This is a genomic window from Methanosarcina sp. MTP4 (assembly GCF_000970045.1).
Classification (GTDB): domain Archaea; phylum Halobacteriota; class Methanosarcinia; order Methanosarcinales; family Methanosarcinaceae; genus MTP4.
Window position 1 is genome coordinate 14,663 of sequence record NZ_CP009505.1, and the last position, 22,475, is coordinate 37,137.

A 22,475-nucleotide genomic window follows, 5' to 3' on the forward strand; every position below is an offset into this window, starting at 1 on the left:
TTTTCTTAATCTATAACCATTATTAATTATAATCTTTGAGCGTTATAATCTTTTTGCGTGAAAAGCTCCGATGGTTATCCGGAAACACCACTGACGAAGGCTTCCAGGAGGTCTTGCCTGTCAACTATCCCCACCACTTTGGTTCCGTTTACCACTGTGACCCTGCCGATGTCATAGTGTATGATCATCTCCCTGGTCCTTTCGATGGAGTCCTCCTCGGCAAGGGTATAAGCTGGAGTGGACATGATCTTCTCGACCTTTGCCGTCTCGCTCGTCCTCGTGCCCCGGCTGTCTTCGGACCCTATCCGGACAGCTCCGGATTTCAGGACATCCCTGCGCGTGATCATCCCCTGGATTTCCCCCTTTTCCGAAACTACGGGAATTCCCGTGTAACCGGCTTCGAGCATGTGAGCCCAGACTTTTGTGACCCTTTCATCGGGGTGGCAGGTTTCTACCTTCCGGGTCATGATCTTTCCAACGTTCTCGGGAGCTCCCTTCGGAAGCTTCATGTTTTTCAGGAGATCGGAGTTGCTCAGGACTCCAAGCACCGTCCGGTCCGTGGTAGAAGCAACTACAGGTACTCTGTTCATTTTAGCTTCCAGCATAAGCTTTGCCGCTTTCTGGATCTCCATATCCGGAGTGACTGTAGGGCATTCCCTGGCATAACCCCGGACCGTGACATTGGAACGTGTTGAAGTGACCCTCAGGATGTCCTGGTCGGTCAGCATCCCCACAAGTTTATTCCCTTCATCAACGACGACAAGGCCGCGCAGAAAATAGTCACGCATCATCTGACGGGCGTGAGTTACAAAATCCCCCTCTTTCACACAGATAGGCCCTTCTGACATAATTTCGCTGACTTTCATCTGTTTACCCTTTCTCTGCTTTTTTGTGTTACGTTTTCAGCATCACCGGCTAGATTCCCGGTCCGATAGGTATCGTATATCCGGCAGATATCGTACATCTGATCGTGAATTCGATCGTGTATCTCCAATACCGTCAGCTTTGATACTTTTCGATACGGTTGACTTAAGATATGGTTGGCTTAAGGTACTGTTAATTAGGTATCTTTTCTATTGGTTTGATACTCTCGGACCTTCAGGCCCGGTAAGTGGTAAAATTCGAGAACCAATCATCAAACTCAATCGTAACAATCTCAATCGTGATAGGTAACGATCTCAATCGTCAATCTCAATCGTGATAGGTAACGATCTCAATCGTCGATCTCAATCGTCGATCTCAATCGTAATAGTCTTCTTCGACATCCCGGCAGTCCCTGCACAGCAGTCGGCCGTTTACCATTTCCACGTCTTCGGAATAATAGCCGCAGGACTCGCAGATCCCGCTGTTGAACTCAGGACCTTCTCCTTCTCCCGTGGTCAAGAGTGGTTCGCGGTTCATCTCGATGAGATCCTTGAGGATGGTGCTGAGTCCCGGTGTCACCATGAGCATGTCCGTATTCGAAACTATTCCCACTATATCACCGTTTTCCATGATCGGAAGCCTTTTTATGTCGGATTTGAGCATTATCTCCGAAGCTTCTATGACACTGGTTGTCGGTTTCACGGTGACCAGCGGAGTAGAGACGATTTTGCTTGCATGCATCCGGCTCGGCTTTTTATCCTTTGTGACGATGTCCCTTACAAGATCCCTTTCCGTGATGATCCCCATTGCTTGTTCATTCTCGGTGATGATCACACTTCCGACATTGTACCTGACCATCTCCCTTGCAATAACAGGGATATCCGTGTTGATGTCCAGCGTGACCACGGTTTTGTTCATGACTTCCGAAACCGACATCTCCTTTTCAATTTCCTTGATCTGGATATCGGTCTCAATTTCTTTTCTGCGGTCAAACACCATTGATTGCCGTTCCCCCTTTTCTTTCTCCGGATCGCAAAAACCAGATAAAATTCGTTTCCCAATCAATTCTACCGGCTTTCAGGCTTCCTTTCAAAAAAACCTGTCAAATTCCTCCAGTTCCCCTTAATTCAGGTTTTTCTCTGCAATCGGTCAAAACCCGGGCCATGCCCATGGAAAAATATCTTTCCCCGGATATGCCCAATCCTTCACCCCCGAGAAGATCCTTCCCGCACTTCCCGAGTGCTTTTATAACACTTAATATATACGGGTCACTGGTACATAATGATAACGGCATTTCTTTCCTTTGTTGGTGGCTCATGTTTACGTAAATCCATTGCAGTATCCTTATTTCTTATTAAATAATTCCGTTTTTCCAGGGTAAAAGTTCTCACAAATACGGAAAATAATTTTTTTAGAACCCCCCCATTTCGACTGGAGATTTTTGCTAAGACTGAAAAAATATAAAGTGTTTATGGGGGAGAGCCGAAGGGAAGGTAAAAGGTTTTGGAGAAAGCCCCGGAACAAGGAAAAAGAAGCAATTATATTTCTTATGCCAGCGCTTTTTCTAGGAGGAAAATTTTCAGAACCCCCACGTTTCCACTGGAACGATGGATCTTTAAATTTTTCACATATTTTTTCCGGAAATTTGAATGTTTTTCGAACATTTTTTGAATGTGATTCGACTTCAAGCAATCACAAAAAACATCGAGTAAAATTAACAAACGTAGAATAGGGTGTTGAATATGTTTGAAAAAAATAGACCGAGTCGTCGAGTATAATTGACAGAAACTAAGAAAATTATCGTCTAATCGATAAAACCCGGTAATCTATAACAATCTGGTAATCAATAAAATCCGGTAAAATTGGCGAATTGGTAAGGAAGGAAGAAAAAAGGATACAGAAAAGGGAAAAATCACAGAATGATTGCCCTACTCCGGTTTCCAACGCTCAGTTCGATTTCTTCGTTCAGGCCGTACCTTGCGTATGCGTCTATGATCTGGAGTTCGGAGTCGATGTCCAGGTCTTCAAGCACGTATGCCTGTTCGCCCCAGAGGGTTATGCGGATGCTTCCGGTTTCGTCCGTGAGTTCAAGGCCTGCCACAACACTCTCGGTCCCGTCTTCCCGTTCGAATTCGCGGAGTTCCCCCAGGTCCGAGACCTTTCCCTGGACGGAATAGCTCTCTCCCGGGATGATGTCGGAAATATCCGTGAACTTCTCCCTATATTCGACTGTTTTCTCGCTTTTCCGAATGAGGCCGTGGTTTCCAATCTGCAGTTCAACCTGCTGGCTGAAGTTGTTTTCCCGGGCGTAGGCATGGATGACCTCGATGGTTTCGTCAAATTCCACTTCATCCAGAAAATCGGTTTTTTCGTCCCAGAGTGTGACCCTGATTTTTCCTGTCTCGTCCCCTACCAGAAGGTTTCCGACCCTTCCGGGGGACCCGTCCCTTTTCTCAAAAGTGCGGACTTCCGAGATGTCGAGGACCCTTCCCGAGATGTTCACGTCGCTAGCATCTGCAACAATGTTTCCTATGGGGATGAATTCCTCTTCGTACTCTATCTCCGTCTCGCTTTTCCGAATGAGGCCGCGGTTTCCGATCTGCAATTCAACTTTCTGGCTGAAGGCGTTTTCCCGGGCATAGGCGTTTATGATCTCCAGGGTATCTCCGTATTCAACTTCGTTTAAAAAGTCGGTTTTTTCGTCCCAGAGGGTTACGCGGATTGACCCTGTGCCGTCCCCGATCATCAGGTTCCCGACCTTTCCTTCGGTGCCGTCTTTGCGCTGGAAGGTCCTGACATCGGAAGTTTCCAGGACTTTTCCGGTGAGGTTCAGATCGCCCATACCGTCCTTGATATCCTTGATCTGCTGGGCATTCGCAGCCACTTCCACCTCTTCGTCGCTTTCGGCCAGGACGCCGTTGTTCCCGATATTAACCTCAACCCCGGAATAGCCCTGCTTCGTGTACCCGCTGACCTGCACGCTCTCCCCTGCCTGTACTTTCCCGGTCTTTAGCAGGTCCGCCATATTGTCCCAGAGGGTCACCTTGATTCTCCCGGTTTCATCTCCCACTATCAGGTTTCCGACTCTCCCGATGGTCCCGTCGTTTCGGGTAAATTCCTTTGGCTCGAAGACTGAAATGATTCTGGCAACAAAATTCACGGTCCCGCTCTCGGCTGTGATGTCGGCAATTTTCACGCTGTCCCGGCCCACATCCGAGAAGCCCAGTTCGTTGGCAACGAGCATGGCAGCCATTGCTTCGTCGCAGAGCCCTCCCATGTTTTCAACTTTTTCCTTGATGCGCTGCAGGAAATCCTCTTTGCTGATGACGTGGCTGAGCTTTTCATAGATCGCGTCGATATCGGTCATGGTGTTCCCTTCAAATGTTTCCCTTTAATGTTTGCTGTTAATTTGACCCTTACTTCTATTCACGTATTCCCTGAAAATGCAGTACATCTTCCAGGAATTCATGGAATAATATAGATCACTATGGATCAATATGGATTAACATGGATCTGAAATATGTGGAATTTATGCACCTGTACATAAATGGAATTTGGAATTCATGCACCTGCATATACATGGAATTTGGAATTCATGCACCTGCATATACATGGAATTATCTAATTTCTGCACCTGCATATGAATGAAATTATCAATGTATTTTTTGATAGTATAATATGAATGGTCATGTAAATTAAATATTATTTGGTAAGTCTCCTTTTTTGACATGAAGTCCTGCTACGGTATGCGGGATGTCCTACTAAAAATTACCGCATGCTGGGTGAAACTATTCCTGGGCACGGTCATTCTTTAGACTGTCCTGGGAGAACTACTACTTGTGATTGTTTTGAGACTCTCTTTTCCCCTCTTGCATCTCCTGACCCTTTTCCTAACTCTCCTGACTCTCCTAACTCTCTTGACTCTCTTACTCTGCTCAAACAAAATAGCATATCGGAAAAAATATATTTAAATAAGCCCATGCTTTTCTGGGTGCGGATCGGCTTGATACGAATCAATAACATACAGTTCCTGGCGAACATGGCAAATGTTCTCTCTCTTCTTTTCATTCCAGTATTTGCCGAGTCCCTTGGTGCAACTTATCTGGAGATCGGGTTTATCGTGGGGATTTTTTCCGCTTCCACCCTGCTCTCGTCCTTTATTTTCGGGAGGGTTGCTGACCTTCACCACCTGCGCAGCGTGCTCCTCTTCGGATTTGGAATCGCAGCAGCTTCCTTTTTCCTCCAGGTTTTTGCCAGGGACCCTTCTTCTCTCATGCTGGCAAGGGCCCTTGCAGGTTTCAGCGTAGGCATCTACCCCGGAGCCCTGATAGCCTACGTGCACTACCGGAAGCAGAGCCTGGGAAGGTTCATTTCCCTGGGCTCCTTGGGCTGGATGGTGGGCTTTTTCGCGGCAGGGCTCATCGGGGAAAATATGAACAGGCTTTTCCTGCTCTCTTCCTTTTTCTACCTCATATGTTTCCTGCTAGCCTTCAGGCTCCGGGATATTGAAAAACCCCAGGTGAACCTTTCCTACTTTTCCTTGGATACCCTGCTGAAGAATGCAGGGCCCTATTTCGCCCTCTTCCTGAGGCATACGGGGGCTGTCGGGGTCTGGACGATTTTTCCCCTCTATCTCCTGCAGCTCGGGGCAACTGATTTCTGGATTGGGCTTATCTACGCCGTCAATCCGGCGGTCCAGTTCCTGGTCATGCGCAGGCTTGACAGGCTTGGAAACGAAAGGTTGATCCATATCGGCTACTCCCTCTCAGCTGTCGGCTTTGTAAGCCTCATCCTGGCCCCTTCCTACCTCTACATCATTCCCGGGATGATCATTATTGCCTGTTCCTGGTCTTTTCTCTATGTGGGTTCCACGCGGCTGGTTGTCGAAAGGAACCCTGACAAGGCCACATCCGCAGGGCTCATCAACTCCATGATCGGGGCTGCCGGGGTTGTTGGGGCTCTCCTGGGAGGGCTTTTTTCCCAGGTTTTCGGTTTCAGGTCAACAATGTTTGCTGCTGTCTTCTTTTGTCTTGCCGGTTTCTTGCTCTTCAAAGTGCTTGAAAGGCAAAGTGCTTGAAAGAACTTCTTCCCCTGAAAGGTCTTCTTCCGGGGAATGCTTTTAACAAAGTATATTTATGTTAAAGTGTCATAATGTACCGGATACCATGATTCGGAAATGCACTGAGCACGGCTATTTCAGAGGAGCTACATGTCCGCAGTGTAAACATCCTGGCAGGTTCCTGATGGACGACAAGCGGGAAGAGAAGCTCGGAAGGTTTGTCTCGGGGGCTCTGCGGCACTTCCCGGAATCGGCAGGTGTTGAAATGGATGAATGCGGCTGGGTTAACCTGAACGCCCTCTACGAAATTATGATGCGGCGGTACAGGTGGCTGAAAAAAGAGCACCTCTATGCCCTTGTGGAATCCGATGAAAAGGGACGGTATGAGATCAGCGAGGGCTGGGTCCGGGCTCGCTACGGGCATTCCGTTAATGTTGACCTGGATTATGAGGAAAGTGACTCTCCGTACGTCTACTATGGAGCAAGCCCCGAAGAGGTTGATGTCCTGATGGAAAACGGGATTTTCCCGATCAAGCAGCGCTATGTCCACCTGAGCACTTCTCTGGAAAAAGCAACTGAAGTGGCTCTCGTACATACTGAAAGCCCTGTAATCCTGCAAGTTGATGCCAGAGAGGCCCGGAAAGACGGAATTTCCTTAAAGGTTGCAACCGATTACATTGTGCTTGCAGAAAGAATACCTCCAGGGTATCTGCTTATTGTGTGAATTTTCTGATATTTTGCTTATTTTTGCTTATTTTTTCCTTCCTTTCCTTTCCTTTCTTTCACTTATTTCTTCCTTCCTTTCCATATTTTTCAGATCTTTTTTCGAGCTTTCCAGGTTTAGGTTTCATTTTTTCCGGGTTTGAAGGTTTTTTCGTTTTTGCCCTTTTCAGTCCACCGAAACTTCAAAAAGTTCGCCTTTTTCTCTGATCCGGAATTTAACGTCCAGAAACTGTTCCGTGACCCAGATATTGGTTTTCGTATGCATGGAAAGTTCCCGGACCGTATAGGAACTGTTTCCTGCCAGGGCCATGTAGGGAATCAGCTGGTCTGCCAGGTGTACATCCACTGCTTCCAGGGACCTGAGTTCCGGAAGGATTTCCCCCGCGGCTTGCCTTCCAACTTTTTCGGCAGGGAGTCCCTTCTTTCCAAGTGCACTGCCCCCGAAAAAACCCGTCCAGAGGGTTATCCCGCTTCCGGTGGAAAAAAGTTCAAAACATTCAGTCCCGATGTCAGGGGAATACCCCTCTTCCAGGAGCAGGGTTTTTGCAGCTTCTGCCTGTCGGGCAACCACATGGGAAGGCAGGTTCGAGGCATGGGAGATTCCCCGTACTTCAAGATTTAATTTGTTCTTTGGGTGTTTGAAATGGAATCCCCGGAGCTTGCAGGGTTCAAACGTGGCCAGGACCGTTCCCCCTCCTTTCGGGTAGTAACCGCGCTCCTGGAGTTTTACCCTGCCCGCATAGCCCATTTTTTCCAGGGCCTGGAGGGTCACATGCCGCAGGTAATCAATGGTAGGGGACCAGGCAACGTCCGTTCCTCCCTTTACCGTAAGTTCGATTTTTTCTTCTGCAAAGGGGAGGGCGGGCATGAGGCACTGCAGGAGAAGGGGTATGCTCCCTGCGGTTCCTATATCAATCCGATATTTTCCCCCCTTTATTTCCATTGGACTAAAGGAAAACTCGGTTGAACCCTGGGAAAGCCCCGAGACCCGGGCGCTGCAGACCATGGCCGCGGTTTCAAGAGCCTTCAGGTGCTGGGGTTTCAGGCCGGGATTCGGGCGGTTTTTCCTGATGTTTGTGATCTTTACCGGCCTTCCTGTGATCGCAGAAAGAGCCACTGCAGTCCTGACAAGCTGTCCTCCCCCCTCCCCATAGGAGCCATCGATTTCCATCATTTTCATTTCCCTGCCCCTTCCATTAAGTTGTTAGTTCCTGGTTTCCACTCCGCTTACCAACCTTCAGGTTATTTGTCTTCAGGTTGCTTGTTATCAGATTATTTGTTTTCAGGTTATTTGTCTTCAGGTTGCTTGTTATCAGATTATTTGTTTTCAGGTTATTTGTCTTCAGGTTGCTTGTTATAAGATTATTTGCCGCCTCCCCTTTAAACTTCCTGCCGTTCCTGATAAAGCTGCCTGCCTTTTCCATTCGAGGTTTCCACTCGAGTCCTCTCGAAACTTATAGGCTTTACTTAAGCTTCATTTTCCTGCATCTTTTTGAAAGCAGCTTTTACTGCCGGATGCAGGGGGTCCACGAGCATGGAGACAGGAGGGGCATAACAGGTCTCCAGGTCCAGAAGTTCCTGAATTGTCGTCTTTTTCCTGATTGCAAGGGCAAGGGCATCTACGCGTTCTTTCACTCCCTCCCCTCCCACAAGCTGGGCTCCGATCAGCTGTTCGTCCCTGAAAAGGAGTTTGATGTAAAGGTCTTTTCTCCCGGGGTAGTAGGATGCCCTGGTACGCCCTCTGGAAAAGCCTGTTACAACCTTTATTCCCTGCTTTTCAGCCTGTTTTGAGCTAAGGCCTACTCCGCCGAACTGCAGCCCGCCGGTAACGGCTACCCAGGGGTCTGTCAGGGGGCCGAAACTGGCTTCTGTACCGGATACGTTGTCCCCGATTACGTCTGCCATCCTGCGGGCTGTGGTACCGAGCTGGCTCAGCCTGGGCTTTCCTGTTATGAAGTCCGTCACTTCAGCACATTCCCCTCCTGCATACACCCCGGGAAGGAATTTTCCGCCTGCCCTGACCTGAAGCCGTTTGTTTACGATTATTCCACCAGCCTTTCCGATATCAATTCCGGCTGCTCGGGCGATGTCAATTTCGGGCTTTGCCCCGCTTGCCAGGAGCACGAGGTCGGCAGGGATTTTTTTCTTTCCACTTTCCCCTTCTTCGCTTTCCTTGTCTGCTGCGTCCCCAAGGTACACGGCTTTTTTCTTCCAGAACCCTTCCGGGAAGAGTACAGTTCGCCCTGAGATCACTTCCACTCCCAGGGTTTCGAGGTATTCCCGGACGATTGCTGCCATATCGGGATCGAACTGTCTGGAAAGGAGGTTTATGCTCCTGCTTACAAGTATAGTACCGATTCCTCTCCCTGCCAGGGCAGCTGCGCATTCGATTCCTATTGTCCCGCCGCCTATGATGCATACTTTTCCTGTCTTTTCTAGGGCTTTTCCGAAGTGTATCCCATCAGCCAGGCTGCGCAGGGTATGGATGCCGTAGGGGAGGACATTTGCACGGCTTTTGCGCGGCACGAAAGGCAGGCTGCCTGTTGCGATAACCAGTTTATCAAAAGGATAGGTCTCATCCCTGGTCCGGACAGTTCCCGATTCCAGGTCTATTTCCCGGACTTCAGTGTTGAGCTGTACGTTAATCCTGTTTTTCCTGAAAAAATCCGGGGGTTTTACCACCAGTTTTTCAAAACTCTCGATTTCCCGGTCGAAAACAAAAGGAATCCCGCAGTGGCTGTAAGCTGTATGGGAATCCCTGGAAAGCACTGTGATTTCGAAATTGCTCTGTCTACGGATCTTGGTTGCGGCTGCCATGCCGCAGGCTCCCCCTCCGATAATAATCACTCTTGCCATGTCTGTTCCCCGGGGTTCCTTTTCGGTCCGGAAGCTTCCCTTTTCACCCGCTATATTTTCATCAATTTTCTAATCGATTTACCTTCAAATTTTTTTAACCGGTTTGCCTTTCACCGATTTTTTGTGCTGAATTTTGTGCCGGACTCAGAACCCAAATCTTCTAACACCTTTAAACATCCCTTTAAACATCCCTTTAAACATCCCTTTAAACATCCCTTTAAACATCCCTTTAGAATGGGACTCAGGTCTATTATAGATTTAGAATTTTACAGGTTTTTTAGATAATAAAAGGGTTTTCGGTCCTCATTTTATGAAAAACTATACTAAAATAATTTTAAAGAAATATACATTTCTCCGAAGTCATTGCGTCATAACATATAAAATATTTTAAAGATTATTTTCATCTCTGTAAGATCAGGATCCAATGACATTCAAACTCTATAGAAGCAGGGGGTGAACGAGCGAGTTTGGGAGTGGGGGGTTAGTGTACAAAAATAGTTTATACGTCTCGCCCGTTCAATTTTTTACAACTCTCATGTTTTATTTATACCTTTCTAAATTAATCGGATTGAAGTTTCCTTTTTCCTCAATTTTCCTGGGTTTTTGGTTTTTAATTTCCAGATTCATGGGGCATGGGGAAAAAGTCCTAATTGGACACTGCAGTTTTAATCACCACAAAGTTCTTAAGTGCTGCAAGCAATAACCATATGAATTTAAAAATATATGACAACAGAAACCAGGTCCGCCGATGTTGCTTTAGAGGTGGGCGAAAACCGTTCTGTTCGGTCATATCATTAATTAACGAGTTCATCCATTCATCATCACGCATTCGTAAAGATAATCAAACACAGCTAAATGCAATATGCAAATTTAATAGAAATCACAGATTTACATAAATTCACCACTCGCAGTAATCCATCATTCAATGTAACTGAAATCAGACATTGCAGCTTCATTAAAGCAGAGGGTAAAGTCAAGCAGGTGCGCGTTTTAATTTGCCTGACATACATGTTCATTTATTGCTTTGCCGCTTATCGCTATAGGAATCTTTATTAATGGGAGTAAGACGCCTGACACCTTTTGGCTGCCTGTGCCGGAGAATCCCCGGCTTCAGGGGGATTTCTGAAAAAATCAGCGCTAGCTTGCATTGAATGATATGCATACATATATACACCTGGCCCGGGGGTTTTGAAACACTGAACTTCGGGGCTTTGAACACAGATTAACACAGATTTGAACACAGCCTGTGTTTCCTTAACAGGGCTTGTCTCAGGGTGAGAGCTTTAAGGCAGGTGCGGAGAGTCACTGGATAAATAACTTTCCATTACCATGCCGGAGCGAGTAACAGCTTTACCGTCCATTATAAGCCAGATCAGGGAGCAGAATTGGCGCTTCTCTGGTTTATACGTTAAGGTAGGAACTCCATCGAGCAGGAGAGGGCCGGAAAGGTCGACCGGACTTCGTGCTCGCATAGGCGAGAGTAGAGAGTTGCAGGTAGGTCCGGGAATATCTTCGCTGGTCTTTAAAAACCTTCAATTTTATAAATCTGCCGTTCTAAGGTGTATTTGTCTGTCCGGGTTTGAAGAATCTGATTTCTACTATTTTTGTATTTTTGCATTGCATGGCACTTTGCGGATCGTCTGGTAGGAGGTTGTGTTATCACCAAATGCCACTCTGTACCAGGGACTTGAGCCTGCAGGTGTTTGTACCTGGATTGCTCGGTGTATTGAAACATTTCCCGATAAAATCGTCCGGTATAAAATCGTCCGGTAAAACTTCTTTCCCGGTTAAGTCATCCGATGAACAAAATCATCCAATACAATTTCTTTCCCGGTAAAGTCGTTCAGTTAAACGTCATTCACTATGAATTCGTTCACATAAGTCAAGGAGAATTCACATGCAAAATACAGATACCACGAAATATATCATTCATTCTAAAATTAACGCCGACGGGGTCATCGAAAGGCCTGATATAGTCGGTGCGATTTTCGGCCAGACCGAGGGGTTGCTTGGGGCCGATCTTGATCTGCGTGATCTGCAAAAAACCGGCAGGATCGGAAGGATCGAGGTAATGGTTACCGCCAAAGGGGGAAAAACCAAAGGGAACATCTTTGTTCCTTCAAGCCTTGATAAGGTCGAGACATCAATTCTTGCCGCTTCGCTGGAAACAATTGACAGGGTAGGGCCCTGCAGTGCCAAGATTGAGGTCTTCCAGATCGAGGACGTCCGGGCTGTAAAGCGAAAGAAAATTATTGACCGGGCAAAACTCATTTTCACAAGGATGTTCGACGAGAGCGTTCCCGAGTCCCAGGAACTGGCCGAAGAAGTCCGGCAGTCGGTGCGCATCGACGAATTGACCTACTACGGAAAGTCCAGGATTCCCTGCGGCCCTAATGTGGTCAACTCGGATGCCATCATTATTGTGGAAGGCAGGGCGGATATCCTTAACTTGCTCCGCTACGGTATCAAGAACACCATCTGCGTGGGTGGAACCAACATCCCTCCCGAGGTGGCCGAGCTTACTAAAAAGAAGACAGTAACCGCATTCACGGATGGAGACCGGGGAGGAGAACTCATTATCCGGGAACTCTTGCAGGTTGCAGACCTTGACTATGTAGCCCGGGCACCGGATGGTAAGGGTGTGGAAGACCTTGTCCAGAAGGAAATTATCCGGACTCTGCGCCGGAAGATACCCGTGGAACAGATCATCGAGAAATACGGGCTTCAGGAGAGGGGTGGAACCAGCTGTGAGCGGGTGGAAAGGCCCTCTAAAAGGAATAGCCTGAGATCTCCGGATGCTATCCCGCGCATTTCGGAAAAGAAGTTGCATAAGAGAGTTAAAGTGCACCGGGTTTCCCCGAAGAAGGATTCTTTTGAGGAAAAAGAGCTTCCTGAAGAAAAAGTGGAAAAGGCGGTTCATGAAAAACCTGCAGTAGCAGTGAAAGTTGAGTCCAAAGCTCCGGCTGCAAAACCTGTTCAGACCAGAGCTACCCGGGTCAAAGCTCCTGTGGAGAGGCCTGCCGCAAGAAGGGTTTTTCCGGCGGAAAGGGCAAAGCCCGTCCCAGCTCCGGCACCTGTTGTTTCTGCAGAGGCCCTCAGGTTCAAGCCCCATGTAGATGCCCTGAAAGGCACCCTGACGGCCAGAATCCTGGATCCCGAGGACAAGGTAATTGAAGAAATCGCTGTCCGTGACCTTGCCAGCAAGCTGAAGACCTGCAGGAACAATGTAAAAAGCGTTGTTTTTGACGGTGTGATCACCCAGAGGCTGGTTGACATCGCTTCCAGCAACTCCATTAAAAAGCTTGTGGGTGTAAAAATCGGGAACCTCGCAAAAGTTCCTACTGATATGGAGGTTTTGACCCCCAGCATGCTGTGAGGTTTTTCCAATCCTCACAGTTTTTGTTTTCTCATTTTTTCATTGTTCTCTTCACTTGTTTTCTCATTTTTTCATTGTTCTCTTCACTTTTTTTCTTTGTTTTTCACTGTTCTCTTCACTTTTCCTCTTTGTTTTTCCCCTTATTGTAAATTATATGTCTGTTCTTTGTTTTATTGTGTACCTATTTATATAAATCATGCAAAATCACTACGATTTGGTATATTTTCACACTATAGAGTCGAAATTCACACTATAATCCATGATTCATCATGATTTATCATATACAATATATGGAAAAGGTTATTATTAATGACTAGGAAGGGGATTTCCTCGGGCAATTCTTTTATTTGATTCAAGGTAATATTTAATTGATCTTGTAAAATTGTAGGTCTGTTCGCTATGCACAAGGAAGAACTCATACAACTGCACACATATATGGCCCAAATGAAAAGGTATTTTGAACGACATGGAGTAACGCAGGAATTCGATGAGTACAAGTCTTTATCGATAAGTCCTGTCCACATTCACCGGAGCAAGGCGGATCATAAGCGAGCAATCTTTATTCTAGGAGGAGAACTCGCAAACCTGATGTCCAGGGACGATTCCATCTTCGAGGAGTCTCCCCAGATGAGAGAATCCGTTAATTCCGCCGTTAAGGTCATGGGTAATAACTGACCGGACCCCGGATTGTGGCAAGGAACCCGTTGCTCGAAAGTCCAGGTTCCATATGCCTTTTTTTTGAGATTAACAGGCGGTAAGGATGAAGGTGCATTTTCATCACCATTCCGTCTTCTCCGTCTGAATAATATTTTTTTTCGGTCCAGCAGGGTATGAACCCTATGGATATGTAAAGTCTTTGCGCTTTTAAGTTACTGTTTCTGACTTCCAGCCTGGCGTATTTAAGCCCGTTTGCAATGAAAAGGTCGCAAATAGCATAAATCAGCTCCGTGCCTATTCCCCTTCCCTGGTATTCCTTTTTGACTCCCAGGGAAAAAATATGCCCCTCGTTTTCCGCAGAACGGTAGCCTACCGCATATCCCACGACTTTCCCGTCTTCTTCTGCAACAAGGAACCCGTCTCCCACCAATTCGTAAAAATTTATGTAGACAAGGGGGTCATGTTCCGAAAAAGCCTCAGTCTCTATATCAATCATTTCCTGGAAATCTTCGGGTGTGAAGCGCCTTATCATAATCTAATATATATCGCTACCTTTTAATTACTTCTTCGTGTCAACTATTTCTGAACTAAAGACTCAAAGCTTAAAGGTAACACTTAAACAGTTCCTATTTGCTATTTCGAAACGAAGATCTTTTTTTGAAATGAATGCCTTTTTTGTTTCTACGGAGTTTCGACTTTTCCTGTTGAAGTTCCTCTTTTGTTGAAGTTTCACTCTTTGAAGGCCTCCTATTATTGAATTTTTTGCTAATCGGAGGCCTTCTAAATAATAAAATATTTTTACTGACTGTCGAGCCTGTTGAAATTTTACTTTTTTTCCTTTTCAGAACTCAGAGTTTTTTAACATGCCTGAGGGCAATGGCTATTCCCCTGCTCGCCTGTTCCATCTCAGGACCACTCATCATAGCCCTTCCCACGCAGAGAGCTCTCTCTCCGAGGACTATCACCTCATCATTCGGGCGAATCCCCGGGTCTGCTCGAATTACGCCGGGGGCAAGGATAGAACCCCGTGGTACAAAATCATCAATTTGTACCACTGATTTGCTACTGTTTACCATTAATTGTGCCCCTTCAAGGGAGAGGGCCAGGGTCCCGTACTGGGGAACCAGGGTAGCCAGCTGTCTTTTTCCTGCAAAAAGCTGGTGTTTCGGAAAGCGGCCTTTTACCTGCACTTTTTCGTCTTTTTTCTGGAAAAGGAGCCCTGCGTCGTCCCCGAACTGATAGTTTGCAATTCCCTTTAAGAGGTCCAGTTTTGCTTTTTCGGCGTTCCGGCTTTTCCTGTTGATATCTTCGGAACTGCAAAGGGTTTCAACAGTGTTCCTGAGCTTCTGGAGAGCAGCCGGGGATGTGAGGCTTTCTCCGGCGCTTGCAGTGTAGGTGATCTCAAGCCCCAATTTCTCTGCTGTCCGTTCGCAGATTTCCCTGTAGGCTCCTTCGACGTGGGCAACGACTGCTGTATACCTGTTTTTTGAGAGGTAAGCCTCCAGGCAGCCGGAAACCCAGGCTTTTTCCTCCTCGTCCCAGTGGCCGGTGACCGCGGTGTCATAATGGGCGGCCGGGTAAGTCAGTTCAAGTTCCCTCGGGACGATTCCCAGTGGGGATGTGATGATTACCTCATGGACAAATTTTTTGTACCTGCCCAGGGCATGGACGAATTTCTGGTGGGATTGGGAGATGGAGTAAGGCTTTTTTGCGGCACAGGGGAGCAGGAGGAGAATTCCGGGTCCATGCGGGGTATACCTTTCCTGTATGCGCCGGGCAAACCTGACCACCTCTACCCTTGAGAGGGATTCGGAGGTATTTGCCAGAAGCTGGTTTTTCCGGAATGTGGGGACTCTTTCTTCCAGATATGTGTATTCGAAGTCGGCAAGGCGGAGCAGAGCCGTTAACCAGGGCCGTACCCGGCACTGTCCTTCCAGGTAATCCCGAAGGGCGCCTCCCCGGACCTTCTCCCTGACAAGGGCCAGTTCGGCTTCCAGGGCGTCCCGGTTGTGGGCTGCCAGGAGTCTGGCTCTATCGGTTTTCGGGAGTGCCAGCAGCTTTTCGGGGGTGTTGGAGGCGCAGACTTTGCACCTGCAGGGAAATTCGGTCAAGGAATCCAGGTGGAATCTGCCGGCTGCGGTCAGGTAGATATCCGAATAGGCTGAGATTTCCGTTCGGGTATCGTCCAGAACGTCAACGCCGAGGTAGACGAGAGTTGCCACATTTTCCGGGAGAGCGAGGTTTGGGGTATAGAGGGCGCTGTCCGGGGGGATCCGGCTTTTCAGGTCAAGGACAGTTTCCAGAAACTTCCGGGCATTGTTCTCTAGGTTCCCTGCCCCTTCCATTACGTAGAGGTCTCTTTTCCCGGGGATTTCTCCTTTCCTGAGGAGAGAACCTGTGGGACCTTCTCCTTTCATCTCCTCGTCCCCGGTTCCGGCAGTTCCTTCGGCGGAGGTCCCGGTGTTTCTTCTAGCGTCGGAAGGGACGGCAGGAGGGTACGCCTGGTGGGGCAGGATTATGAGGGTTTCATCCCCCACTTTTTCACGGATTTCTTTTATGTGTGCTTCCGGTCCCCCGGGCTCTTTCGAGCTCCAGAGGCTTCCCGCATCCACGATGGAACCCGGGGTTTCAAGGTTTCCGAGCTCTGCCGTGTGCAGGACGCACGGGGTGCGAAGTTCCGGGGAAAACAGGAATTTTCCTATCCTTGCGGCTCCGTCTCTTTGTTCTACCTCAAAGTATCGTGTCATTGTTTTCCTCTTATTTTTTTCCTTTTATGTCTGTCCGAATGTAAAGAAATGTGATATATTTGGGAATGGATGATTGATATCATTCTACTTGGGCTTTAAAGGGGAAGAATGATGGTATTATTCTACTTGGGCTTTAAAGGGGGCGGGTGATTTGTATTATTTTACGTGCTTTAAAGGGAAGGATGATGGTATATTCTTATATGCTTTAAAGGGGAAGGATGATGGTATATTTTTATATATTATTAATAGCTTGATAGTGTGCTGCAAAAAATTATCTGTTGCTCACATAAGCAGTTTGCTGCTCACATAAGCAGTTATTCACCCGATCATCATATGTTACGAAAGTCACCTATTTTTTGAGATCCGAATTCTGAAAATTGAAAAACCCGAATTTTAAAAACTTGAGGTCTATAAATGAATATCACTGAAGAGCTTCTAGAGATCGTTGGCGACCGCCTCTCTGTCTCGTCTTCGGAACTTTACTGTTATTCTTCCGATGCATCCCAGGTCAAGGGGGTGCCCGATTACGTTGTACGCCCTGAAAGTACGGAAGAGGTCAGTCGGATTGTCAAACTGGCCTTTGAGCACGAAATCCCGGTAACCGCAAGGGGTGCGGGAACAGGGCTTGCGGGGGGAGCTGTTCCGGTACACGGAGGGATCGTGCTCGACCTGTCAGGCATGAACCGGCTCCTTGAAATCGACCTGGACAACCTGCAGGTCGTTGTGGAACCAGGGGTCATTCAGGATACCCTCAATGATGTGCTAAAACCCCACGGCTTCTTTTTCCCCCCGAACCCTGGGAGTTCTGCCATGTGTACCATCGGGGGCATGATAGCTTACAACGCAAGCGGGATGCGCTGCGTCAAGTACGGGACCACACGGAATTACGTCCGGGACCTGGAAGTGGTTCTGGCAGACGGATCTGTCATCCACACAGGCTCGAAAATGTTGAAGTCGGCGGCAGGGTATGACCTGACCCAGTTGATGATAGGGTCGGAAGGCACCCTCGGGATCGTAACGAAGGCGGGCCTGAAAATAGCCCCTCTTCCGAAAGCCCGGAAACTGGTCATAGCTGCCTTTGAAAATGCCGAACTGGCCGGAAAAGCTGTTATCAAGATCTTTTCAAACGGAGTCGTCCCTTCGGCCTGCGAGATCCTGGACAGGGTTTCCCTGCAGGTCTTGAAGCGCTACGACCCGAACCTGGTTCTCCCTGCGGAAGGGGATGTCATTCTCTTTGAAGTGGACGGGACGGAAACTTCGGCGCGTGAAGCCGCTGAGCAGGTAATGGATGTCTGTTCCCCGCTGGCCCTGACCATCAAGCTTGCGGAAAGCGAAAAAGAAATGGCTGACATCTGGGCTGCCAGGAAACTTGTAGGCGCCGCGGTTTCCCGTCTGGACCCGACCAAGACCCGGATCTATGTGGGAGAAGATGTAGGCGTGCCCATGAAACAGATCCCAAAACTGCTCAGGCGCGTGCAGGAAATCTCCGAGGAGTTCGACCTGCCTGCAATGAAGTACGGGCACATCGGGGATGGAAACCTCCACCTTGCCCTTTTCATCGATGTCCTGAACCAGGATGAGTGGGACCGCCTGAAAAAAGCGGCGGATAAGGTCCACAGGACTGCAATTGAGCTGGGAGGCACGGTCAGTTCCGAGCACGGCGTGGGTGCCGCCAGGGGAATGTACATGGAAGCCCAGTGGGGCCCTGCGTTTGAAGTGATGCGGACGATAAAAAAAGCCCTTGACCCGAAAGGGATCCTGAATCCGGGAAAGCTTGGGTTGTGAGAGCAATGAAAAATGAAAAAACAAAAAATGAAAATGAAGCTTCAGGGGTAAAAAAACAGGCAGAAATGAAAGCCGAAGAAGGAACCGAAGCAAAAACCGAGGCAAAAACCGAGGCAAAAACTGAAGCCGAAAAGGAAAAAACCGAAACAAAGCCTTTTGAGGTTGATCGCAGGTCGGTTTACAAGTGCGTGCAGTGCGGGACCTGCCGCTCGGTCTGCCCGGTCTTTGAAGCCGTAGGCTGGGAGTCTGCCAATACCCGCGGTCGCATGCTGATTATCAAGAGCCTCCTTGAGGGCAGGGTGCCTTCCGAAGACGTCCTCCCGAGCCTTGCAACCTGTACGACCTGCGGGATCTGCGCTGCTAAATGCCCTGCCGGGGCAAACCCTCCGGAAGTCGTGGAAGAGGCCCGTTCCGAACTCGTGCGGCTGGGCATCACAACGGAAGGTCAGGAAAAACTCCGCTCAACAATTACCGGCACAGGCAACTCCTTTGGGGAAAGCAGGGACCGTCTGCACTGGCTGCCTGAGGCCGAACGCTCGAAGCTCCCTGAAAAATCAGATTACGTCTACTTCGTGGGCTGTTTCGATTCCTACCGCTATCCCGAATTTGCGAAGAAGACCTTTGAAGTCCTGCAGCACTTCGGAGTCACCCTTCTCCCGGACGAACACTGCTGTGCCTCTCCTCTTCTCCGCACCGGTTTTAAGCCGGACGCTGAAAAGATCATGGAGCACAACCTGGAGCAGATCAGGAAAGTGGGCGCCCACACGCTCATCACGGGCTGTGCCGGCTGCTACACCACCCTGAAGAACAATTACCCCGGAAACCTCAGGGTCATAAGTCTTCCCGAGTTCCTGGCCGAGCACCTGGGCGACCTGAAGCTCAAGCATCTCGACCTTAAAGTAACCTACCATGACCCCTGCCACCTTGGCAGGCATAACGGCGTCTATGACGCCCCCCGTGAGGTCATCGAAGCTATCTGTGAGTTAAAAGAAATGAAAAACATCCGGGAAAACTCCCGCTGCTGCGGCGGCGGAGGTGGAGTCAGGATCGGCTATCCCGACATCTCCCTTGAACTTGCCAGAAAACGGCTTGAGGACGTGCCCGAGGGCGTGGATTACATCGTCACCTCCTGCCCCCTCTGCGTGCGCAACCTCAGGGACGGAGGCGGAGATATCGAGGTCATCGATATCATCGAACTTGTGGCAATGGCGCTGGAATGAACCTTGGCGGGTTATTAAGCAGCTGATTTCACTGTTCCGGGGTGGCTTTTCTTTCATTCCGGGCGTTTTTACTTTATAATTTAGCTGCATACTTTTTTTATTTTCATATTTGTTTCATTTTTATTGTTTTTCTTCTCCTGTCTGTATCCCTCTTATACAATGAAAGCGAAAAATAAAATGGGAAATCGGCCCGGAAATCGGTTTCAAAATGAAAAGGGGTTCGAAATTAAACTGGTTTCCAGATCGGTTTGAATTATTTGTTCAAATATTTCTGGAAGGAGGAAAGATATATGGGATGCAGACCGGTTACAATTAAAGATGTCACTCCTGAGGTTTTCAACTGTATGAAGAAAAAGCTTCAGGGAGCTGGTATCCATGTCCCGCCGGGTAGGAAAGGAGAGCTTTCAGGGCGTGGTATTGTAGCTGATTATGACTGGGACGGGGATTCAAAGCTTACCGTCACGATCACGGAGAAACCATTCATTATCGGATGTAATGCAGTAGCAGGAAAAATAAAAAATTTCGTGAAGGAATGTCAGAGGAAGTAAGGAAAGCGAAGGGTAATTAAAGAAAGTTGAGAGGAAATTGAAGAAGAGACAAACTTCAAAATTTTATTCCTTAAGTAATTTTCGGATATTTAGAAGTTGAGGGCTTAATTAATTCTTAAGTTTGGTTCATGTATGGAGGAAAAAGATGCAGCAGTCTCTTCCTCTATCCTATCTTACTGTTTTTGCGAAATCCGGCTTTAATTCTAGAATTTTTTTAAAGAACTCCATAAATTTTTTATACTCTCAAGTGTTACATAATTTTGATTATGTTTGCTTGTGCAAAGGACAGGACCCCCGTCCACTGCTGTTAGTACCATTTCCTTTTTGGCAGTGTTCCTTTCTGTTGGGTTCACGGCAAACATCCAACCCCCCAATTTCAAAAAACCAGAATGAAAATCCAACCCTATTAAAACACCAGAAGGAGAAAAAGAATATGGCATGCAGTCCTGTAACGTTTCACCACGTTACACCCGATGTATTCAATTGTATGAAAAAGAAACTCGAAGAAGCCGGTATCCACGTTCCCTCCGGAAACAAGGGCGAACTTTCGGGACACGGTGTGGTAGCCGATTTTGACTGGGATGGTACTTCAAATCTTACCATCACGGTCAAGGAAAAACCTTTCTTCATCAGCTGCGGCACTGCAACAGGAAAAATTCAGGACTTCGTACACCAGTGTCATGGGAATTAAAATGAAAAATCCAGGGCAGGGGATCTTCCCTGTCCTCGCCTCTTTAAAAATACATCTTTTTAAAAATGAATTGTTTTCTAAAAAATGTCTCATCCCGGGTTCTGGATGCGGAAATTTTCTTTTCTCGTATTCCGGGCAATCAGGGTATTTATTCTGTCGTCATTCCGGATGATTAAGGGGAATCTGAATACGCTTGACTCGAAAATTTGTTCCAAAGAAAAGCTACTTTTTAAGCTCTACAGATTTAAGGAATTTTGTTATCTTTTCTTTAAACAGATATCAATGTTCAGTAGCGTTTTTACTTAATTTTGTTTCTCATATTCTTTTCTACATACTTGTATTATTTTATTATGTGTATAAAACGACTATTATAAAACATATAGTCCAGAAGAACATTTTTTTTATTAAATCTGAAGAAAAATGTTTTTACTGGATCTTTTATCCAAAGGGGGTATACTTATAAAAAAGATAAGGTTTGCAGTACCTTTAGCATTATTGCTGGCTTTACTGGTTTCAATACCAGGAGCCTCAGCGTCCTCTGTTGATGTCAAACCGGCCTCATGGCCCAATTCCATCAACGTGTGCAATAACGGAGTCATTCCTGTGGCTTTTGCATGTCCCTACAGGGGTCTTACGGCCGAGGATTTAATAAATGATACCTGTAAGATCCAGGTTGCAATTAAAGTTGAAAATGAAAGCGGCTGGGATGTTGAGTTTTGTGAGAACTTCTCCTCTGATGATTTAAAACTCAACATTGAAGATGTGACAAGCTATGTGAGTTATGTCGTGGACAGAGGAGATCCCGATTATTGTCCCGATGGTTACCCGGACCTCACAATGAAATTCAGGACCCACGACATCTTTGGCGGTATTAATCCCGCTGATTATGAGGAAGGCAAAGCCATTGAATTTGAGATGTGGGGATACGACTGTGACGACAATTTGCTCTTTAATTCATTTGACCGTATTCGCTTCGTGCCGGCAAATTGCGACAAAGTTGACAATCCTATGAAACTAAAACATGAGAAGCTAAAAATGAGAAGCTAAAAATGAGAAGCTAAAAAATGAAAAGCTAAAAAAGATAATTTGGCAGAAAATTGTCACTCCGGACAGGAAAATACAAGTGTGAATTGACTTTCAATGCTTTCCTCATATCATGGAATTACTTACTTTTCCTGCCCTGTCTTTTTTCTTTTCACCGGACATTTTTCAGGCATCTCCTTCAAAATGCTGTTCTTTCATCTGTTTAATCTGTTTTGATTGATTCCAGGCTTTTGAATTTTTTAGAAGTTATAGATTCGATTAATGTCTTAAGTTTGGTTCATATAGCTAGGAAAAAGGTGCAAATGTATTTTCCCGTATTCCATCATACTGTTTTTCCGAAAATTTGGTGTTAATTTTGGAATTGTTCTCAAAAAACCCCTTAATTTTTTATACTGTAAAGTGTTAAATAATTCTGGTATTTTTGAATGTGCAAAGGACCGGCCCCAGTCTACTTTTGTTATGCCCAAATTTTCTTTTCGGCAGTATTCCTTTCCGTTGAGTTGCGCGGCAAACATCCAACCCTCCCAAGTTTTCAAAAAAACAACATGGAAAATCCGGGACATGGAGTCCCCCCATCCTCGCCTCTTAAAAATATATCTTTTTAAAAAATGAACGATTCTCTAAAAACGTCTCATCTTCCAGATCCGGGGGGAAGGTTTTCGGGAAGTTATTTTGCCTCTGATTCAGGATGATCAGGGTATGCGGAACGAAACTGAAAGTGTGGGATAGCCAGGCATGTAACACCTGAAATCGTACCCGAAAATTCGTTCCAAAGAAAATCAGCTTTTTGAACTCTACAGATTCAAAGAATTTTATATTTTTCTTTAAAAAAAATACCAACGTTTAGTAGTATTTTTTATTAATTCTGTTTCTCATATCCTTTTTTACATACCGGTATTATTTTA

18 protein-coding genes are annotated in these 22,475 nt (G+C 46.9%); 9 read left to right on the forward strand and 9 right to left on the reverse strand.

Features of this window, described 5'->3' with window-relative positions; translation table 11 throughout:
- Window positions 1-74: 74 nt before the first annotated feature.
- The 4 genes from MSMTP_RS00075 to MSMTP_RS00085 all read right to left on the reverse strand — a co-directional run bounded on the left by MSMTP_RS00075 (window position 75) and on the right by MSMTP_RS00085 (window position 4,231).
- Window positions 75-866, reverse strand: coding sequence for an HPP family protein (locus MSMTP_RS00075; protein ID WP_048176959.1), 792 nt, complete (start codon window positions 864-866; stop codon window positions 75-77).
- A 373-nt stretch (window positions 867-1,239) separates the two neighbouring features.
- Complete coding sequence (locus tag MSMTP_RS00080) at window positions 1,240-1,863, reverse strand: cyclic nucleotide-binding/CBS domain-containing protein (RefSeq protein ID WP_048176961.1); 624 nt, start codon at window positions 1,861-1,863, stop codon at window positions 1,240-1,242.
- Between the two features lie 103 nt (window positions 1,864-1,966).
- Window positions 1,967-2,182 (reverse strand): hypothetical protein, encoded by a 216-nt coding sequence (locus tag MSMTP_RS18755; RefSeq protein ID WP_156153611.1) that lies wholly within the window; start codon window positions 2,180-2,182, stop codon window positions 1,967-1,969.
- Between the two features lie 594 nt (window positions 2,183-2,776).
- On the reverse strand, window positions 2,777-4,231 hold the full coding sequence (locus tag MSMTP_RS00085; RefSeq protein WP_048176963.1) for an OB-fold nucleic acid binding domain-containing protein: 1,455 nt from the start codon (window positions 4,229-4,231) through the stop codon (window positions 2,777-2,779).
- A 636-nt stretch (window positions 4,232-4,867) separates the two neighbouring features.
- On the opposite strand from MSMTP_RS00085, the gene MSMTP_RS00090 reads away from it, so the two are divergent.
- Both MSMTP_RS00090 and MSMTP_RS00095 read left to right on the forward strand, forming a co-directional pair.
- Window positions 4,868-5,941, forward strand: a complete 1,074-nt coding sequence (locus tag MSMTP_RS00090; protein ID WP_052718459.1) for an MFS transporter — start codon at window positions 4,868-4,870, stop codon at window positions 5,939-5,941.
- A gap of 88 nt (window positions 5,942-6,029) precedes the next feature.
- Window positions 6,030-6,647, forward strand: coding sequence for an RNA 2'-phosphotransferase (locus tag MSMTP_RS00095; RefSeq protein WP_048176964.1), 618 nt, complete (start codon window positions 6,030-6,032; stop codon window positions 6,645-6,647).
- Between the two features lie 165 nt (window positions 6,648-6,812).
- Here the strand turns inward: MSMTP_RS00095 and rtcA are convergent, their stop codons facing one another.
- The 3 genes from rtcA to MSMTP_RS00110 are packed head-to-tail and all read right to left on the reverse strand — an operon-like array spanning window position 6,813 to window position 9,502.
- Window positions 6,813-7,820 (reverse strand): RNA 3'-terminal phosphate cyclase, encoded by a 1,008-nt coding sequence (gene rtcA / locus MSMTP_RS00100; protein WP_048182299.1) that lies wholly within the window; start codon window positions 7,818-7,820, stop codon window positions 6,813-6,815.
- A gap of 22 nt (window positions 7,821-7,842) precedes the next feature.
- Window positions 7,843-8,070 carry a hypothetical protein gene (locus MSMTP_RS00105; protein WP_048176967.1) on the reverse strand — a complete coding sequence of 76 codons (228 nt, stop codon included), beginning with the start codon at window positions 8,068-8,070 and terminating at the stop codon, window positions 7,843-7,845.
- A 43-nt stretch (window positions 8,071-8,113) separates the two neighbouring features.
- A complete protein-coding gene (locus tag MSMTP_RS00110) occupies window positions 8,114-9,502 on the reverse strand; it encodes an FAD-dependent oxidoreductase (RefSeq protein ID WP_048176969.1) in 1,389 nt (462 codons plus the stop codon).
- Between the two features lie 1,897 nt (window positions 9,503-11,399).
- Between MSMTP_RS00110 and dnaG the strand changes: the two genes are divergently transcribed.
- Complete coding sequence (dnaG, locus tag MSMTP_RS00115) at window positions 11,400-12,878, forward strand: DNA primase DnaG (RefSeq protein ID WP_048176972.1); 1,479 nt, start codon at window positions 11,400-11,402, stop codon at window positions 12,876-12,878.
- Between the two features lie 399 nt (window positions 12,879-13,277).
- Window positions 13,278-13,553 carry a UPF0058 family protein gene (locus MSMTP_RS00120; RefSeq protein ID WP_048176974.1) on the forward strand — a complete coding sequence of 92 codons (276 nt, stop codon included), beginning with the start codon at window positions 13,278-13,280 and terminating at the stop codon, window positions 13,551-13,553.
- Here MSMTP_RS00120 and rimI read toward each other — a convergent pair.
- Entirely contained in the window at window positions 13,537-14,031 is a 495-nt protein-coding gene (gene rimI / locus MSMTP_RS00125) for a ribosomal protein S18-alanine N-acetyltransferase (protein ID WP_231582850.1), read from the reverse strand. The two genes, MSMTP_RS00120 and rimI, sit on opposite strands and share 17 nt — an antisense overlap.
- A 352-nt stretch (window positions 14,032-14,383) precedes the next feature.
- Window positions 14,384-16,282, reverse strand: coding sequence for an archaeosine synthase subunit alpha (gene arcS / locus MSMTP_RS00130; protein WP_048176978.1), 1,899 nt, complete (start codon window positions 16,280-16,282; stop codon window positions 14,384-14,386).
- A 414-nt stretch (window positions 16,283-16,696) separates the two neighbouring features.
- Here arcS and MSMTP_RS00135 point away from each other — a divergent pair, with 414 nt between their 5' ends.
- The 5 genes from MSMTP_RS00135 to MSMTP_RS00160 all read left to right on the forward strand — a co-directional run bounded on the left by MSMTP_RS00135 (window position 16,697) and on the right by MSMTP_RS00160 (window position 21,573).
- Window positions 16,697-18,067, forward strand: coding sequence for an FAD-binding oxidoreductase (locus tag MSMTP_RS00135; RefSeq protein WP_048176980.1), 1,371 nt, complete (start codon window positions 16,697-16,699; stop codon window positions 18,065-18,067).
- Window positions 18,068-18,072: 5 nt separating this feature from the next.
- Window positions 18,073-19,287, forward strand: a complete 1,215-nt coding sequence (locus tag MSMTP_RS00140; protein ID WP_231582851.1) for a (Fe-S)-binding protein — start codon at window positions 18,073-18,075, stop codon at window positions 19,285-19,287.
- Window positions 19,288-19,577: 290 nt separating this feature from the next.
- Window positions 19,578-19,835, forward strand: coding sequence for a hypothetical protein (locus tag MSMTP_RS00145; protein ID WP_048176982.1), 258 nt, complete (start codon window positions 19,578-19,580; stop codon window positions 19,833-19,835).
- Between the two features lie 433 nt (window positions 19,836-20,268).
- Window positions 20,269-20,526, forward strand: a complete 258-nt coding sequence (locus MSMTP_RS00155; RefSeq protein ID WP_048176985.1) for a hypothetical protein — start codon at window positions 20,269-20,271, stop codon at window positions 20,524-20,526.
- Between the two features lie 420 nt (window positions 20,527-20,946).
- Entirely contained in the window at window positions 20,947-21,573 is a 627-nt protein-coding gene (locus MSMTP_RS00160) for a hypothetical protein (RefSeq protein WP_156153614.1), read from the forward strand.
- Window positions 21,574-22,475: the final 902 nt, after the last annotated feature.